Here is a 17,895-nt window from a genome sequence, read left to right as displayed (position 1 = left end):
AACCCCCTTGAAGACGACGAGGTAGATAGGGCAGAGGTGGAAGTGTGGTAACACATGGAGCTGACTGTTACTAATCGGGTGAGGGCTTGACCAACTAGCCGAGGAAGCGGGCAGGAAACAGCAGGAATGAATCGGAACAAGCTTGCTTGTGGAGAGGCATTCATGATGATTCCTGGACATTTGCGAAGCAAATGACATCGAACGACGGAGTCGTGAGATGACCACCGCTGGAGTAGCCTAAAAAAACAGGCGATGCAGCTTTAGCTGCGAGCCCGTGAAAAAAAGGCAAATCGGCACGCAGGTAAAACTTGATTCAAAAAGATTAACCATCAACAAACATGTATGTAGTTTTGAATATACAATACCAAAGAAAGTGGCTAAAACAGCCGCTTTTTTTATTACCACAAAAAACTGTCCCCTAAAAAAACATAAAAATTGCCCCTTGTAATACACCCAAACAAGCAGTACCATAACACCCGTGTTATTACATTCATACACTAAATTATTCACACACTAAAGTAATAACAAAACACGAGAGGGGAATTATTATGAACACACAGAACAACACAGTAGTCAAACTTGCAGAAACTGCATTATTAGCAGCTTTATGCTACGTATCCTTCACATTCCTGCAGATCAAGATCCCAGTACCAGGCGGAGATGCAACATCCATCCATATCGGAAACGCATTCTGTGTACTGGCAGCACTGCTTCTGGGCGGTGTATACGGAGGCCTTTCCGGAGCAATCGGAATGGGAATCGCAGACATTATGGACCCTGTTTACATCACAGGAGCACCAAAAACTTTTGTACTGAAATTCTGTATCGGTCTGATCGTAGGTCTTGTAGCACACAAAGTTGCAAAGATCAACGAAAGTACAGATAAGAAATATGTATTCAAATGGAGCGTGATCGCATCCATCGCAGGACTGGCATTTAACGTAGTAGCAGATCCTATCGTAGGATATTTTTACAAACAGTACATTTTAGGACAGCCTCAGGAGCTTGCACAGGCACTTGCAAAAATGAGTGCGGCAGCAACCTTCATCAATGCAGTGGTATCTGTAATCCTGGTAGCAATCATCTACAACGCAGTACGTCCGGTACTGATCAAGAGCCATCTGATCACCGTTACCAACAACAAGAATCAAGTTGCATAAAACAACATAACACAAACTTATTAACAGAAAAAACATTAAACAGTGAAATGGAAACGAATATCCATTTCGCTGTTTTTTTATGCAGGCAGAGGATCATTTTATTTATACGTTTGTCCTTACGATTTTTCCTATATTTTGTGCAGACTGAAATAAAAAAAGCTCTCTTTTTTGTACAGAATTCCAACATATTTTAAAAATAATATTGACATACGCCATCAATATAGTTATAATTCTAAATGTTTGAATTATAACTATTAAAAAAGGGAGAAAGATATATGAACGATTCCTTTCACTATCTGTCCATGGCAAACCACATGATGGTCCAGAAAAAACTGATGGAACAGCTGAAAGATACAGGCCTTACCCTGGGTCAGCCCAAAGTCCTGGATTACCTGAAAGATCACGACGGCGCCAGCCAGAAGGAAATTGCGGCAGGATGCCTGATTGAAGCAGGATCCCTGACATCGATCCTGAATCGTATGGAAGAAAAAGGGTTGATCGAGAGAAAAATGCTTAACGGAAACCGTCGTACCTTTCATATTTTTATGACAGAATCCGGAAAGAAAAATCAGAAGCTGGTAGAAGAAACTTTTGAAAAGATTGAAGAAACGGCCTTAAACAATATTTCAGAAGAAGAGCAGAAAGTATTTATGGAGATATTTCACAGGATCTACAGAAATCTTGCTGAGATAAAATAAACAGGCGGAGGTCCGCTTTATGATAACCGGATAATGGCTGCATAGGCATAATTATCCGATTAAAATCTGTACAACGAGGAGGAGACAAAAAATAATGGAGAAACTAAAACGATACTTGATATTTCTGGTGGGACTGTTTGTAAACTCCCTGGGAGTCAGTCTGATCACCAAGGCAAACCTGGGAACTTCACCGATTTCATCGATTCCCTATGTGTTAAGCCTGAATTTTCCATTTACACTTGGAAACTTTACCATTTTTTTCAGTATTTTTTTGATCGTGCTGCAGCTGATCATCCTGAGAAAGAACTTTAAACTGGAGCACATCCTTCAGATTCCGGTATCCATCATATTTGGATATTTTATCGATCTCACCATGATCCTTTTTTCCTGGGTCAACCCGGAAGCGTATGTCATGAAGATCGTATACCTGCTCATCGGATGTCTGATTCTTGGTGTCGGTGTATATATGGAAGTTCTGGCAGACGTTGTTATGCTTCCTGGAGAATCCTTTGTCCGCGCCATTGTCCTCACATGGAAAACAAACTTCGGAACAACCAAGATCTGTTTTGACGTATCCATGGCAGTGATCGCTGCAGTACTTTCCTTCGTATTCGCAGGAAGACTGGACGGCGTGAGAGAAGGTACGGTTATCGCAGCCCTTCTGGTAGGCTTTATTGCCAGACTCATCGGAAAGAAACTTGCATTCCTGAAAGACATGATCTTCCTGGAAACAGCATCTGTGGAAAACGAGAGCGAAGCAAACGAGCAGACAGCAGGAACTTATGGAAAAAATGTCATCGCCATTGGAAGGCAGTTTGGAAGCGGTGGCCACGATATGGGCAAGGCACTCGCAGAAAAGCTGGGCTACGATTTCTATGATGCAGAGATCATCCAGATGACAGCAGGAACCACAGGCTACACACCGGAATTCATTAAGAAAAATGAGGAGATCATGACAAACAGCCTTCTCTACGATCTGGTCAATCAGATGTATCTGAACACAGATATGCAGGACGAAGCACCGAAGGACAAGATTTTTGAAGCAGAATGTCAGGTCGTACGTGATCTTTCGGAAAAAGGCAGTTGCGTCATCGTAGGCCGCTGTGCAGATTACGTTCTCAGAAATTCCGCAAACTGCCTGAAAGTATTCTTCTCCGCGCCACTGGAAAGTAGGATCAAAAGAGTAGCAAGGAGACAGAACATCTCCGAGAAAGAAGCAAGAGCTGTTGTCCAGAAAAACGAAAAACTCCGCGCAGACAACTACCGTTATTACACACGCCGTATGTGGGGCGCAGCAGGAAATTTTGATCTCAGCCTGAATACAGATCTGGGTGAAGAGTATATTGAGAGCTGCATCCGCGGTGCTATGAAACTGTAAAAACATAGAAAGCCTTATTATATTTGCTGTAAATAGTATAGTTACTCAAAGACTGGCAATTTAAAAAGTCAGATTTTAGGACATATCAGACCTATCATTTACAGTAATATTATAAGGCTTTTTCTTTTCTTACATATAGAAACACATACAGGTTTTATAAGGTATTCCGGTACTCCGCAGGCGTCATATGGAACTTTTTCTCAAATATTTTGTAGAAGTGTGTAATGTTGGAATAACCGATTTCTTCCATAACAGCAGTGACGGAACGGTCCGGCTGTTTTAACAGCTCCGCCGCTCTGGACAGGCGGATATTCTGGATAAGAGAGGAAAAAGTCTGTCCTGTATAGTTTTTCAGGATTCGGGTCAGCTGCCGTTCGCTGTAATTAAAAAAAGAAGCCAGCTCCGGAAGGGTGAGCGTTGCGTAATGAAGTTCAATATATTTTAGTATAAAAATAATATTTTTTTCCTGCTTCTTTCCTGCCGGGTTTGGTACGATCATGTTTTTCTCATGGTTTCTGAGAAGACAGATAAAGAAGATTTCAAGCAGAGCGTTTATCATAGAAGGACTGTACCGTTTTTGCGCCCGGTATTCCTTCAGGATTTTTTTGAATAAATTTACAAGCTGTGGGTCCTTTCCGGATTTAAAATACAGATAAAACTGAGAACCGGGAGAATAAAGTGCACGGCTGAAAAAATCATGTAAAGTACCATATTTAGGAAGCGAATTTAAGAATACAGCTTCAAAAGTCTGGCTCTTTATCAGAAAATTATAGATCACGCAGTCATCGCTAAATGCACTTAAAGCATGGATGATGGAAGGTGCCACAATACAGATATCACCAGCCTGCATGGAAATCGTATGAGAAGTAAATATATTTTCACAGGTTCCACGAAGCACATAGATCATCTCAAAAAAAGTGTGAGAATGTAAAAACGCAGGAGAATATCGGTTGTGGCGGAAAATGATCGTATCTTCATCAGAAGGAAGAATGGTTTCATCCAGAGCATTTCCCGGATGATAAGTAAAACCGGCTGCTGCATGGGAAGATGCTTCCGGACAGAGTTTTTCTATTTCTTCCACTGTATGTGCCTGGTCCAGATGAGCCTCCGGATATTCCAGAAAAATCCGTTTATAAAATATTTCATCAGGTTCCATTTCAGGAATCAGTTCTGTTAAACTTTTGTATTCTTTCATAAAATCACCTAAATTACTTGTCGACAAGCTTCAACAGGAAACACATATATGTCCGAAAAGGATAAACTATATGTCGTTTAAAGACGTTATCCTGTTCCCTTATTTCTGATAATATCACTATCAACAGGAAAACACAAGAATGACAGAAGGTGATAAATAAAAGTAATTTTATAAGAGCAGAAAACACGGAAGATGCAGAAAACCCATCAAAAGAAAAAGGGAAAAGGAGAAAGAGATATGTTTAGTTTGGCAAGTAAACACAACGATCCCAATGCCAGCCTGGCATGGAGCGAACGTATCGGTTACGGAACAGGCGGATTTGCCTTTAATATGATCAATGGTATCATTGGTTCTTTTCTGACGATTTATTTTACCAGTACAGTAGGACTGAACGCAGGTATCATTGCCACAATTTTTGCAGTATCCAAAATCTTTGACGGAATCTCAGATGTGATCGTAGGACGTATGGTAGACCGTACAAAGTCAAAACTTGGAAAAGGCCGTTCCTGGCTGTTACGAATGTGTATTCCATTTGGAATCACCACGATGCTGTTGTTTTTTGTACCGCAGAACTTCCCGGAAATGGCACAGTATGTATATATTTTCCTGATGTATAACATTGTAAATGCTGTATGCCTTACAGGAATGCTGGTACCGTATTATTCCATGATCTCATTGATGACAGCAAATCCTTATGAGAGAGGATTTCTTGGAAATATCCAGCAGATTTTCCAGACACTTGGAAATGTAGTTGTAAACTCAACATTTGTTACCTTACTTGGAATCTTTACAAGCAGTACAGAAACCATTTATACACAGAGAGCATTTACGATCACAATGTTAATCTACTGCATCGCAATGATCGTAATTACTTTCTTCAGTGTTTTCTCAACAAAAGAGAGAATACATTCTGCTGAAAGCGCAGAGGAAGATACTCAGAAATCAGCAAGTGCAGGCAGAGAAGCAGGCACATGGGAAACTGTAAAAGCACTTTTTAAGAACAAATACTGGGTGATCGTAACAGTTGCAAGTTTTGTAGTATTTTTCGTAATCATCATGTATGCAATGGGAAATGTATATTATTGTCAGTACGTTCTCTATGATATGGGACAGTACAGCTGGGTATCCAACTCCATTTCCATTGCACAGTTTGCAGTCATGTTTGTAACACCTGCATTTATGAAAAAGTTTGGAAAAACAGCTGTTTATGAAGCTGGAATGGTAGTTATGGGACTTGGATTCCTTGGATTCGCTGTTTTCGGCGGTTCCAGCACGATCGTAATGATCATCTTCAATGTACTGAAAGGTTGCGGCGTTGGGATGGCCGGCGGTATGGCACTTGGAATGGTTGCAGATACCATTACATACGGAACAAAGAAAACAGGAATTGATACCGTTGGCCTTGGAAATGCCGGTGTTTCTGCAGCACAGAAGATCGGTCTCGGACTTGGAACAGCTGTATTTGGCTGGGTTCTCAATGGTGCAGGCTATGACGGATCTCTGGATGCACAGGGCATCGCACAGCCGGAAAGTGTTTCCACAGCAATTAACTTCCTGTACAACTGGCTGCCATTTATCATGGTAATCGCTATCTTTGTACTGATGGTAATCCTGTATCATTGCGAGAGAGATTTAAAGAAAATGGAAGCAGCTGAATAAAGCTGATAAATAAATAACTGAGAAAAAGCAGAGAAAACTGCTTGCGCCTCCGAAAATTAGACATACATTCTAGTCTTTGGGGGCGTTTCTGAAGTTGTGATCGTGGATATTCCAGAGTAAGAGGAGAAATATAAATATATGAAAGTTGCAAATATAAGAATCAATGGCATGGAAAATCCGGTGGGATTTGACTTTGAGACCGTATGTGTATCATGGAAAGTTCGTGAGACATCTGCCAGAAGACAGCAGAATGCAAAAATAGAAGTATCTTTGAAAGAAGATTTTTCAGAGATTCTCTGGGAAAAAGAAGGAAAAGATCTTAACAGCGCGGCAGAAAAACTGGAGTTTACCAGGAGTGCATATACAAGATATTATGTAAAAGTAACCGTCACAAACGATAAAGGAGAAACAGCTGTTTCAGAACCTGCATATTTTGAAACCGGAAAGATGGATGATCCATGGATGGGAAAATGGATCACAACAGAAAAAGAAGATACTTTTCATCCTCTCTTTATAAAAAACTTTGAAGTAAAGAAAAAAACTGCTTCAGCCAGACTTTATATTTGCGGTCTTGGACTTTTTGAGGCAAAATTAAACGGAAAAAAAGTCGGAGAAGAAGTTCTGACTCCTTATTACAGCAATTATCACGATGAAGAACAGTACCTTACATTTGATGTTACAGAAGATATTAAAAATATTGATAACCATACAGAAATGCAGAAAACAGCAGAAAACCAGCTGGCCGTATCGCTGGGAAATGGCTGGTATAAGGGAAAATTCGGACTGAACAGTCAGAGTAATAATTTTGGTGATACCTTTAAACTGATCGCAGAACTTCGGCTGATCTATGAAGATGGCGAAATTCAGGTGATCGGAACAGATGAAACCTGGAACTATATTGGTTCTGATGTGGAAGATGATGGAATTTATGACGGCGAGATCATTAACCATCTGTTATGGGAAGAAAAAGAAAATCAGGCAAGACCGGCAGTTCTTACAGCGGCAGAAGGAAAACTGGTTGCCAGATACAGCCTTCCTGTAATGGAAATGGAAGATATGCCGGTAAAAGAAGTGATCCATACACCGGCAGGAGAAACAGTCCTGGATTTCGGACAGAATTTTGCCGGATATGTAACATTTAAAAATCACCTGACAAAAGGAACCAGAATTATATTTGATCATGGCGAAATTCTCCAGGATGGCAATTTTTATAATGAAAATTACCGTGCTGCAAAATCTCAGTTTGTATATGTATCTGATGGCAGGGAGGAGCTGGTACGTCCTTCTTTTACATATTTTGGATTCCGTTATGTGCGTGTGACAGGATGGCCGGGAGAAGTAAATGCAGAAGATTTTACAGGAAAAGCAGTTTACTCAAAGATGAATAGGACCGGATATGTGGAAACAGGCCATAAGGGAGTAAACAGACTGTTCCTCAATGCACTTTGGGGACAGAAATCAAATTTTGTGGACTTTCCTACAGACTGCCCACAGAGGGATGAACGACTTGGCTGGACCGGGGATGCTCAGGTATTTGCCGGAACAGCAAGTTTTAATATGGACACTACAGCTTTTTATCAGAAATTCATCCACGACCTTCGAAATGAGCAGGTAAAATACGATGGAATCCTTCCGGGAGTGATTCCGGTACTTGATCCAAACGGACCGATCTTTTCCAGTGTATGGGGAGACATTGCCACATTCCTTCCAATGGTGGTTTATGAACATTCAGGAAATACAGAAATGCTGAGATCCAGTTATCCGATGATGAAGGACTGGGTGGATAAGATCACCAGGGAAGACCAGGCAAGAGGACAGAAATATCTTTATGATTTCGGAAATCAGCTGGGTGACTGGCTTGCACTTGACGGAAGAACCGAGCAGAGCATGGAAGGTGGAACAGATGCCTATTATATTGGCTCCAACTACTATGCAATGTCTGTGCAGAAGACTGCAAAAGCAGCAGAAATTCTCGGCTATGAAGAGGATAAGCGTTATTATGATGACCTCTATCAGAAGATCAGAGAAGCGATCATCCGGGAATATTTTACAGAAACGGGACGTCTGGCAATTGATTCCCAGACTGGATATATTGTAGCTTTATATTCCGGGATCTACAGAGAAAAAGAAGCTGTTGTGGCAGGACTGAAAGCAAGATTTTACAAAGACTGCTACAAATTAAAGGGCGGATTTACAGGGGCACCGATCCTTTGCAGGGTTCTCGCCGAAAACGGATTCGAGGAAGACGCTTTTTATTTCCTTCTTCAGGAAGATTATCCGGGATGGATGCACTGCATCAATCTTGGAGCAACAACAATCTGGGAAAGATGGAATTCCGTTCTGGATGACGGGCATTTAAGCGGTACGATGATGAACTCCCTGAACCATTATTCTTATGGCTCTGTTGTAGAATATCTCTACAGAGATGTGGCTGGCTTAAAAGCCCTGGAGCCTGGCTTTAAAAAAGCTCTGATCACACCGTTGATGAACGGAAAACTGAAATATATGCATATGACTTATGACTCTGCATATGGCGAATACAAAGTAAACTGGGAAATCCTGAAGAACGGAAAAGTAACAGTAGATATCCAGGTTCCATTTGGATGCAGTGCAGTGATCGGACTTCCGTTCTATGAAGGGGAAGTGATGGAAGTGGAAGCCGGAAATTATCACTATGAATATTGTCCCACAGAAGATCTTCGCCAGCGCTATAATAACAAAACCATGTTTAAGGATATGATGCATGATCCGGAGGCTATGAAAGTGATCGAGAGAGTATCTCCAATGCTGATGTATTTCCTTTCTACCGGAAATCAGGATTATTTTTACGAGAGTATCCAGAGTCTGGAAAAACTGTTTTATATGGGATTTACCAGAGAAATCGTGGATAATCTTCGAACAGAGTTATCCAAACTTCTTGATATGGAGGAAGAATAAAATGGCCGATTTTTACAGAGCAGAAAAAGTAAACGACAGAGTCACAGCAATCCTGAGTCTCACCGGTGAGATCATGTATCTGGTAAACGGATCGGAACGCTCCCTGCTGATTGATACCTGTGTGGGAGCCGGAAACCTTCGGGATTTTGTGGAAAAACTTACGGAGAAACCTCTTACAGTACTTCTTACCCATGGTCACGTGGATCATGCAATGGGAGCTCCGGAATTCACCGGGAACGATGGAAAAAAAGAATGTGAGATCTACATGAACCATGCAGATACCCAAGTTTATCTGGGGATGAATTCCATAGAAAACAGAAAAGGATATGTACTGGCAGGACTTGGCGGCCAGATGCCGGAAGGACTGGAAGAGACCTTTCTGCCGCCTGCACCGATGACTTTTAAAAATCTGAAAGATGGTGACAGATTTGACCTGGGAGGGATTTCCGTGGAAACCTATGCCCTCCCGGGGCACACTCCAGGAACCATGGTCATGTTGATTCCGGAAGAAAAGATCCTGATCCTTGGAGATGCCTGCAATAATGCAACATTCCTTTTTGATGAGAATTCCCTTACAGTGGAAGAATACAGGGAAAATCTGCTTCAGATCCAGAACAGGCTGGAGGGGCGTTTTGACACAACCTGTCTCTGCCATCATGTGATCTGGGCTTCCAAAGATATGATCCACAGTGTGATCGAAGTCTGCGATACGATCATGAAAGATCAGGCAGATGATGTTCCCTTTAACTTTATGGGGCAGCAGGCCTTTGTTGCAAAAAAAGCCAATGAATATTTCAACCGTCTGGACGGCGGCGAAGGAAACATCATCTACAGCAAAGAAAAAATCCGCAAAAAAGAGGTGACACCATGAATTACTTGGCGATTGATGTAGGAGGAACATTTATCAAATATGCAGTGATCACTGAGAACTGTTCCATCCTGGAAAAAGACAAAACCCCCACAAAACAGGATTCTCTGGAAATATTTATCCAGTCTCTGACAGATATCTGTGACAGAATCAAAGGGCAGTATGAGATTGAAGGAATTGCCTTAAGCATGCCGGGGATCATTGATTCCAAAAAAGGCTTTATGTACACCGGCGGAAGTCTTTTCTGCATCAGCAATGTAAATATCGTAGAGATTCTGGAGAAAAAAGTCGGGATTCCGGTAACTGTGGAAAACGATGCCAAATGTGCAGCCTTGGCCGAAATCTGGCAGGGATCTTTAAAGGACTGCCAGAATGCTATCGTTGTTGTCTGCGGAACAGCAGTAGGCGGTGCCGTGATCGTTAACCGTGAGATCGTAAGTGGCAAAAATTTCATGGCAGGGGAATTCAACTATGTGATCACAGACAGCAAGGATGACTACAAAATGTCCAACAGTCTTGCAGAAACAGCCGGTGCCCAGGCACTGCTTAACAGTGTATCCGTAGAAACCGGCATACCTGTAGAAGAATTAAACGGGGAAAAAGCGTTCTCCCTTGCAAACCAGGGTAATGACAAAGCTCTGGCAGGAATCCGGAACCATGCCAAAAAACTGGCTATCCACATCCACAACTGCCAGTACATGTTCGATCCGGAAAAAATCGCAGTAGGCGGCGGGATCAGTGAACAGCCTTTGCTTCTTCAGCTGATCCGTGAAGAACTTGCAAAGATCAACGGCATGTATCCCTGGACACTTCCGGTCCCGGAGGTGACAAGCTGCCGTTTTTACAATGACGCAAACCTGATCGGTGCTGTTTATGTACATATGAAAGCAAGAGAGAAAAAGATCAGTCTTGAAAAAGTAAATGAACTCATGGAACTGCTTGAAAACAGAAGAGAGGGCGAATATTTGAGAGCTCTCCTTACAGAATAACAGGAGGTAATTATGATCCGAAAATATCCAAACTTATGCAAACCGATCCAGATTGGACGTGTAACATTTCGAAACCGTATGTTTTCTGCTCCGATGGGCGGAACAGATATTACAAACGATGGATGTATCGGCCCGAAATCTACAGCCTTTTATGAACTGAGAGGAAAAGGCGGTGCAGGTGCCGTAACAGTCAGCGAGTGTATGGTACATCCGAAAACCGATGGCTCCCATGCCTATCATCTGGACACATCCATCCTGAATTCCCTGGCATCCGCAACTTATACTGCAGACGCCATCCGCCGTCACGGTGCCATCCCGAGCATTGAACTTTCCCATTCCGGAATGTATGCAGGAACTTATATGACAGATAAATCCAGACAGAAATCCATGAACCAGTGGGGCCCGTCTGATACTGTCCGTCCGGATGGCGTGGAGGTAAAAGCCCTCACAAAAGAGCTGATCGACGAGATCGTAGCTTCCTATAAAGAGACCGCGTCCCTGGCAAAAAGAGCAGGTTTTGAGATGATCATGGTCCACGGCGGACATGGCTGGCTGATCAACCAGTTTCTTTCTCCGTATTTTAACAAGCGTATCGATGAGTATGGCGGAAGCCTTGAAAACCGCTGTCGTTTTGCAGTGGAGGTTCTGAAGGCAGTCCGTGAAGGTGTGGGACCTGGATTCCCCATCGAGTTCCGTATGAGCGGTTCTGAACTTTTTGAAGGCGGCTACACACTGGAAGACGGTGTGGAGATCGCAAAAGTTCTGGAGCCGTATATCGATCTTCTTCATGTTTCTGCAGGAACTTATCAGAGAGGTTTTGGTGACACCCATCCATCCATGTTTAAGGAGCATGGCTGCAACGTTTACCTTGCGGCTGAGATCAAGAAACATGTGTCCATTCCGGTTGCAACCATCGGTGGCCTGAATGATCCTGCACAGATGGAACAGATCATTGCAGAAGGAAAAGCCGATATTGTTTACATGGCAAGAGCACTTCTTGCAGATCCCTTCCTTCCGAGAAAGGTCATGGAAAACAGAGACGAGGAGATCGTAAAGTGTTTAAGATGCTTTACCTGCATGGCAGAAAGAGCGGCAACTTCCACAAGAAGATGTACCGTCAATCCGCTGATCGGACGTGAGATGGAAGGGGATGAAGTACAGCTGGCACCTGTTAGGAAAAAAGTCCTGGTAGCAGGCGGCGGCCCGGGAGGTCTGTATGCAGCTTACACAGCGGCAAGAAGAGGACATCAGGTCATCCTCTGTGAAAAAGAGGATACTGTGGGCGGAATCCTGAAAAGCGAGCAGGCCCTTCCATTTAAGCATGAGATGTATGAGCTTGCAGGAACTTACGAGCTTCTTGCAAGAAAAGCAGGCGTGGAGATCCGTACATCCACACCGGTGACAAAAGAGTATGCGGAAAAGGAAAACGCAGATGCACTGATCATCGCGGCAGGTTCCAGACCGCTGGTACCTCCAATCCCGGGACTGAACGGAGAAAATGTGGTAATCGTAAACAACTACTATAAAGAGAAAGAAAAAGTAGGAGATGAGGTAGTTGTCTTTGGCGGCGGCCTTGCAGGATGCGAGTGTGCCATCCACCTCGGAATGGAAGGAAAGAAAGTCCGCATTGTGGAGATGAGAGATGTTCTTGCACCGGATGCCAATGTAAGACACAGACCGCTTCTTCTGAAAGAGATTGACAAATACGCAGAAGTTTATACAGGATACAAGGGCCTCGAGGTAACCGAAGAAGGCGTATGGTGTGAGGATAAAGAGGGCAAAAAAGTTCTGGTTCCTGGAAACACCATTATCTGTGCCCTGGGTCAGAGATCCAGAACCGACATTGTGGATGAGCTTCGTGACTGTGCGCCATACGTGGCTGTGATCGGTGATGTAAGCAGAGTTTCCACCATCACCAATGCAGTATACTGGGGTTATCACGCAGCGCTGGATATCTGATGTCCGGAAGGAAAGGAATGAAAAAAATGTTTCCCAAGAATTTTTTATGGGGCGGCGCAGTAGCTGCCAATCAGTGTGAAGGTGCATACAACGAGGACGGCAAAGGACTTTCCATCCAGGATGTCCTTCCTCACGGGATCAAAGGCCCGAGGACGGAAGCACCCACAGAAGACAATATGAAGCTGGTAGGAATTGATTTTTACCACCATTACAAAGAAGATATCAAGCTGTTTGCAGAGATGGGATTTAAGGTATTCCGTACTTCCATTGCCTGGAGCAGGATATTCCCGAAGGGGGATGAGGAAACTCCCAATGAGGCAGGCCTTAAGTTCTATGATGATCTGTTTGACGAGTGCAGAAAATACGGGATCGAGCCCCTGGTAACCTTATCTCATTATGAGACTCCGCTTTATCTTGCAGAGCATTATGACGGCTGGGTAAACCGTGATCTCATCGGATTTTATAAACGGTATGTGACTACAGTTTTCAACCGTTATAAAGATAAGGTAAAATACTGGCTCACATTTAATGAGATCAACTCCATCCTGGAATCTCCATTTATGAGCGGCGGGATCAATACGCCGAAAGAAAAATTTTCCCAGAGTGATCTTTACCAGGCAGTTCACCATGAGCTTGTAGCCAGCGCCTGGGCGACCAAGATCGGTCATGAGATCAATCCGGATTTCAAGATCGGCTGTATGATCTTAAGTATGCCGGTATATCCGCTGACACCTGATCCCTCGGATGTTCTTGCTGCCATGGAACAGGATCACAAGAACATGATGTTCGCAGATGTCCATGTCCGCGGCTGCTATCCGGGATATGCGAAACGTTATATGCGGGAAAACGGCATCAGCATTTCTGTGACGGATGAGGATATGGAAATCCTGAAAAACACCGTAGACTTTGTTTCCTTCAGTTATTATGTCAGTGTCTGTGCCACAGCAGATCCGGAAAAAAATGTCCGGGGAGAGGGAAATCTTCTGGGCGGTGTGCCAAACCCGTATCTGAAAGCCAGCGACTGGGGCTGGCAGATCGATCCGAAGGGACTTCGCTATATTCTGAACACACTCTGGGACCGCTACCAGAAACCACTGTTTATCGTGGAGAATGGTCTTGGTGCGTTTGATCAGCTGATTCAGGGTGCAGATGGCGAGATGACCGTAGAAGACGATTACCGCATCGCTTATCTCAGAGATCACATCCGCCAGATGGAAGAGGCTGTCATGGATGGCGTGGATCTGATGGGATACACCACCTGGGGATGCATCGACCTTGTCAGCGCATCCACGGCAGAGCTTCGCAAACGTTACGGATTCATCTACGTGGACCGCAACGATGACGGAAGCGGAACTATGAAGCGTTATAAGAAAAAGAGTTTCTACTGGTATAAGCATGTGATTGAGACCAATGGACAGGAACTATAGATAATAAAACTTCCGGGAGTATGTTGTCCAGCTCCCGGAAGTTTTGATATTTAAGAAAATTTATTTCTTCATATTCTCCCGTACCTTCGTAGGTGTGCACCCGAAGTGTTCCTGGAACATCCGGCGGAACAGCTTATAATTGGTGAAGCCGTGGCGTTCCAGGATCACATGCACGGGGGCTTTTGTGTTGATCAGATCTTTGTAAATGAAAGAAAGTCTGTATTCATTCTGATATTCCAGAAACGTAACCCCCATCTTTTTCTTAAAAAAACGACAGAAATATCCGGTCTGGAGATAAGCGACACCTGCGATCTCATCCAGGGAAATGGGCCTCTTATAATTTTCAGAAATATAATTCAGTACAAGGTTCAGCCGATCCAGATCTTTTTTCTGCTGGCTTAAATCACTTTGAAAAACTTTTACACGGAAATTGTGGTACAGCTGGAACAGAAGTTCAAAGATCAGGCTGTTAAAGCGCAGGATAAATCCATCCGGCCGGATATCATCAATGATCTGCAGCTGTTCCAGGGTGGTTTTCAGCATTTCAATCTTTGTCTTTTTAACAGGATCTTTGGTCTGATAGTCCCAGAAAAATACCAGCTGCTGGACATTGGGAATATATTTTTCCATAAAATCCAGCGGAATCTGAAGAACGATAGCTTTATTTGGAACGGTACATTTTGTGGAATGGATGATGTTGGCATTGATCAGGATACAATCTCCGGGGTGGAGGGTATGACTGGAAGATTCCACGATAACATCCAGTTCGCCCTCCTGTATATAAATGATCTCAACAGCCCGGTGCCAGTGGAAAGGAATGTAGCTTCCATTATCTGTGGACGTATAAAATTTGACATTTGTGATACCTGAGTAATCTATGATCTCATAGGAAATTCCGTTTTTATCCATATAACCTCCTTAAAAAGAGAATATCGACCTATATATTAGAGCTTTTCTGACCTAATCTGTGCAGAATCATTATGATAGTATAATACCATAAAACAAAGCTCCATGGCCATGGAAAAGCGAAAGAAAAAACAGGGAGAGGTAAAAAAATATGAATCAAAAGAGTAAATTGACCTTTGGAAAAATATTTGAGCGTTTTTCTTATGGATGTGGTGATTTTGGCTGTAACATCATCTACACGGCGATGTCTGCATTCCTTCTGTTTTACTACACAGACTATGCGAATGTAAGCGCAATGGCAGTTGGAACCATTATGATGGTCTCCAGGATCTTTGACGGTGTCAGTGATATCATCATGGGTGTGATCGTAGACAGAACAAGATCAAAATATGGTAAAGCAAGGCCTTGGATCTTACGTATGTGTATTCCCTTTGCAGTGTCTGGAATTCTTCTGTTTTCTGTTCCTGCATCCTGGGCTTCCACGCCGAAACTTGTATATGTATTCATTACATACAACCTTGTTTCCACAGTGATCTACACAGCCATCAACGTGCCATATTCCGCACTGAATGCGCTGATGACACAGGATCCCTATGAGAGATCTGTTTTAAGTATTTTCCGTAATCTTCTGGCAACAGCCGGAACACTGACCATCAATACCTTCACACTTCCGCTTGTAGAATATTTCGGAAACAATGCAGCAGCATGGACAAAAACATTCGTAGTATTCGGTTTCGTAGCGATCGCCGCATTTTTATGTACCTTCTTTGGAACAAAAGAGCGTGTACGGGCAGCAGAAAATGAAGGTGAAGTACAGACAGAAGATGTACCGTTTGTAACAGGAATCAAAGCACTTTTTAAGAACAAATACTGGATCATGATGACAGGAATGCTTGCCCTTTTCTTCCTGATGTATTCTGTCAACGGAGGAGCAACGGTATACTATGCAAAAGATATCCTGGGCGATAAAAATCTGGTAAGTACCATCAACGGAATCTTTAACATCGTACAGATTTGCGGCATGTTCTTCATTTCCATGCTGGTAAAAAAATTCGGAAAAAGAAATGTATTTGCACTTGGTCTTGTTCTGGATATTGTGGGAATGCTGGTACTGAATTTTTCCGGCGGTTCCATGGCGATCATCGTGGTTTCCAGTGTGATCCGTGGAATCGGTAATGCCTGCGGCGGTGCTACCATGTGGGCTATGGTTTCCGATACCATTGATTATGGTGAGTGGAAAACAGGCTGCCGTACAGAGGGACTTGTAAACAGTGCCTGCAGCTTCGGATACAAGATCGGTAACGGAATCGGTTCCGCACTTCTTGGTCTGATCCTTGAGATCGGCGGATATGTTGGAACAGCAGCAGTACAGACAGAATCTGCACTGACGTCCATCAAAGTATGCTTCGTATGGATTCCGATCCTTGTTTATGCCTGCGGCCTTGTGATCATGAAATTCTATCATCTGGATAAAGAATTCGATGGAATCATCGCAGATCTGAAGGCACGTGCACAGAAATAGAAAAGGAGATCAGAGAGAGTGAACATCAAAGGCGTTAATCTTGGAAACTGGCTGGTGCTGGAAAAATGGATGAGTCCGGCATTATTTGAGGGAACCACCGCAGAGGATGAATATTATCTTCCCACACAGCTTTCCCCGGAGGCATATGAGGCAAGAATAAAGATCCATCGTTCAGAATACATTACAGAGCGTGATTTTGTAACCATAAAAAGCATGGGAATGGAGTCTGTCCGGATTCCGGTGCCATACTTTATCTTCGGCGACCGGAAACCATTTATCGGCTGCATCGAAGAACTGGATAAGGCCTTTAACTGGGCGGAAAAATACGGACTTACCATTCTCATTGATCTTCATACAGTACCCTTAAGCCAGAACGGTTTTGACAACGGAGGCATCAGCGGTGTGTGCAAATGGGCACAGAATCCTGATGAAGTAGAGTTTGCATTAAGCGTTCTGGAACGTCTTGCAAAGAGATATGGAAACAGAAAAGGCCTGTTTGGAATCCAGCCGTTAAATGAGCCCATCACAGAAAATATGTGGGAAACCATGGATATCCAGAACCGTTATGCTCCGGCAGATCAGGAGATGGCAAAAGGCTCCGCACCGATCACAATGAAATTCCTGAGACAGTTTTATCTGGATGCCTACGACCGTATCAGTGCCTATATGCCAAAAGATAAGTACGTTGTGATCCACGATGGCTTTGAACTGATGGAATGGAAAGATTTCATGCAGGAAGAGAAATATTCCAATGTGATCCTGGATACCCATCAGTATCTCATGGTTGCGGAGGCCAGAGGATGCAGCCAGACTATTGAAGGCTATCTGAAATATATCAGAGAAGAACTGGAACCACAGATCACAGAGATGGAAAAATATTTCCCGGTGATCTGCGGCGAGTGGTGTCTGTTTAACTCCCTTGCCTGCGGCTGTGACACAAAAGGCGGCCAGAGCGTGCTCAACGGAGTGGAAGGGAGCCGGCAGGAAAGCTTTTCATCGGAGAAGAAAAAAGAAATCTATGAAGCCCTTGCAAAGGCACAGCTGGAACTCTGGGAGAAAGGCAGCGGTTATTATTACTGGAGCTACAAGCTTCTGACTGATACGGTAAATACTCCCGGATGGATCGGATGGGACAGCTGGGATCTGGGAAGATGTTATGACTTTGGCTGGTTTCCGGCTGATAAAGGAGGATGTTAA

At 43.4% G+C, this 17,895-nt stretch carries 13 protein-coding genes and 1 rRNA gene; 12 read left to right on the top strand and 2 right to left on the bottom strand.

Translation table 11 applies throughout. The features are described 5' to 3' along the window. From G5B06_RS18800 to G5B06_RS14460, 4 genes are all read left to right on the top strand, one after another. Nucleotides 1-94 (top strand): 23S ribosomal RNA (locus G5B06_RS18800); the annotation flags it as partial. Between the two features lie 454 nt (nt 95-548). Then, entirely contained in the window at nt 549-1,160 is a 612-nt protein-coding gene (locus G5B06_RS14470; protein ID WP_148448061.1) for an ECF transporter S component, read from the top strand. A gap of 275 nt (nt 1,161-1,435) precedes the next feature. Beyond that, nucleotides 1,436-1,858: a MarR family winged helix-turn-helix transcriptional regulator gene (locus G5B06_RS14465; RefSeq protein WP_148448063.1), complete on the top strand. Its 423-nt coding sequence runs from the start codon at nt 1,436-1,438 to the stop codon at nt 1,856-1,858. Nucleotides 1,859-1,952: 94 nt separating this feature from the next. Next, nucleotides 1,953-3,236, top strand: a complete 1,284-nt coding sequence (locus G5B06_RS14460) for a cytidylate kinase family protein (protein WP_173772357.1) — start codon at nt 1,953-1,955, stop codon at nt 3,234-3,236. Between the two features lie 154 nt (nt 3,237-3,390). Here the strand turns inward: G5B06_RS14460 and G5B06_RS14455 are convergent, their stop codons facing one another. Continuing rightward, nucleotides 3,391-4,431 (bottom strand): AraC family transcriptional regulator, encoded by a 1,041-nt coding sequence (locus G5B06_RS14455; protein WP_148448067.1) that lies wholly within the window; start codon nt 4,429-4,431, stop codon nt 3,391-3,393. Between the two features lie 237 nt (nt 4,432-4,668). Here G5B06_RS14455 and G5B06_RS14450 point away from each other — a divergent pair, with 237 nt between their 5' ends. From G5B06_RS14450 to G5B06_RS14425, 6 genes are all read left to right on the top strand, one after another. After that, nucleotides 4,669-6,090, top strand: coding sequence for an MFS transporter (locus tag G5B06_RS14450; RefSeq protein ID WP_173762779.1), 1,422 nt, complete (start codon nt 4,669-4,671; stop codon nt 6,088-6,090). Between the two features lie 138 nt (nt 6,091-6,228). Beyond that, nucleotides 6,229-9,027 carry an alpha-L-rhamnosidase gene (locus tag G5B06_RS14445; protein ID WP_173772355.1) on the top strand — a complete coding sequence of 933 codons (2,799 nt, stop codon included), beginning with the start codon at nt 6,229-6,231 and terminating at the stop codon, nt 9,025-9,027. A 1-nt stretch (nt 9,028) separates the two neighbouring features. Next, nucleotides 9,029-9,898 carry an MBL fold metallo-hydrolase gene (locus G5B06_RS14440; protein ID WP_173772352.1) on the top strand — a complete coding sequence of 290 codons (870 nt, stop codon included), beginning with the start codon at nt 9,029-9,031 and terminating at the stop codon, nt 9,896-9,898. Then, on the top strand, nt 9,895-10,884 hold the full coding sequence (locus tag G5B06_RS14435; RefSeq protein WP_173772351.1) for an ROK family protein: 990 nt from the start codon (nt 9,895-9,897) through the stop codon (nt 10,882-10,884). Before G5B06_RS14440 ends, G5B06_RS14435 begins: the two co-directional genes overlap by 4 nt. 12 nt (nt 10,885-10,896) lie before the next feature. After that, nucleotides 10,897-12,843: an FAD-dependent oxidoreductase gene (locus tag G5B06_RS14430; RefSeq protein WP_173762775.1), complete on the top strand. Its 1,947-nt coding sequence runs from the start codon at nt 10,897-10,899 to the stop codon at nt 12,841-12,843. Nucleotides 12,844-12,869: 26 nt separating this feature from the next. Continuing rightward, a complete protein-coding gene (locus G5B06_RS14425) occupies nt 12,870-14,270 on the top strand; it encodes a glycoside hydrolase family 1 protein (RefSeq protein ID WP_334292277.1) in 1,401 nt (466 codons plus the stop codon). Between the two features lie 60 nt (nt 14,271-14,330). On the opposite strand, the gene G5B06_RS14420 is transcribed toward G5B06_RS14425, so the two are convergent. After that, nucleotides 14,331-15,179, bottom strand: a complete 849-nt coding sequence (locus G5B06_RS14420; RefSeq protein ID WP_148448079.1) for an AraC family transcriptional regulator — start codon at nt 15,177-15,179, stop codon at nt 14,331-14,333. A gap of 148 nt (nt 15,180-15,327) precedes the next feature. On the opposite strand from G5B06_RS14420, the gene G5B06_RS14415 reads away from it, so the two are divergent. Further along, entirely contained in the window at nt 15,328-16,698 is a 1,371-nt protein-coding gene (locus tag G5B06_RS14415; RefSeq protein ID WP_173772347.1) for an MFS transporter, read from the top strand. A gap of 18 nt (nt 16,699-16,716) precedes the next feature. Next, nucleotides 16,717-17,895, top strand: coding sequence for a glycoside hydrolase family 5 protein (locus G5B06_RS14410; RefSeq protein WP_173772345.1), 1,179 nt, complete (start codon nt 16,717-16,719; stop codon nt 17,893-17,895).

The organism is Blautia luti, assembly GCF_013304735.1.
Classification (GTDB): Bacteria; Bacillota; Clostridia; order Lachnospirales; family Lachnospiraceae; genus Blautia_A.
Note: the sequence above shows the minus strand (reverse complement) of the source record. Positions and strands in the feature narration are given on the sequence as shown.

Bases quoted from the DNA above. Each gene is read 5' to 3' on its own strand.
- G5B06_RS14470 (WP_148448061.1), top strand. From the start codon at position 549: ATGAACACACAGAACAACACAGTAGTCAAACTTGCAGAAACTGCATTA.
- G5B06_RS14465 (WP_148448063.1), top strand. From the start codon at position 1,436: ATGAACGATTCCTTTCACTATCTGTCCATGGCAAACCACATGATGGTC.
- G5B06_RS14460 (WP_173772357.1), top strand. From the start codon at position 1,953: ATGGAGAAACTAAAACGATACTTGATATTTCTGGTGGGACTGTTTGTA.
- G5B06_RS14455 (WP_148448067.1), bottom strand. From the start codon at position 4,431: ATGAAAGAATACAAAAGTTTAACAGAACTGATTCCTGAAATGGAACCT.
- G5B06_RS14450 (WP_173762779.1), top strand. From the start codon at position 4,669: ATGTTTAGTTTGGCAAGTAAACACAACGATCCCAATGCCAGCCTGGCA.
- G5B06_RS14445 (WP_173772355.1), top strand. From the start codon at position 6,229: ATGAAAGTTGCAAATATAAGAATCAATGGCATGGAAAATCCGGTGGGA.
- G5B06_RS14440 (WP_173772352.1), top strand. From the start codon at position 9,029: ATGGCCGATTTTTACAGAGCAGAAAAAGTAAACGACAGAGTCACAGCA.
- G5B06_RS14435 (WP_173772351.1), top strand. From the start codon at position 9,895: ATGAATTACTTGGCGATTGATGTAGGAGGAACATTTATCAAATATGCA.
- G5B06_RS14430 (WP_173762775.1), top strand. From the start codon at position 10,897: ATGATCCGAAAATATCCAAACTTATGCAAACCGATCCAGATTGGACGT.
- G5B06_RS14425 (WP_334292277.1), top strand. From the start codon at position 12,870: ATGTTTCCCAAGAATTTTTTATGGGGCGGCGCAGTAGCTGCCAATCAG.
- G5B06_RS14420 (WP_148448079.1), bottom strand. From the start codon at position 15,179: ATGGATAAAAACGGAATTTCCTATGAGATCATAGATTACTCAGGTATC.
- G5B06_RS14415 (WP_173772347.1), top strand. From the start codon at position 15,328: ATGAATCAAAAGAGTAAATTGACCTTTGGAAAAATATTTGAGCGTTTT.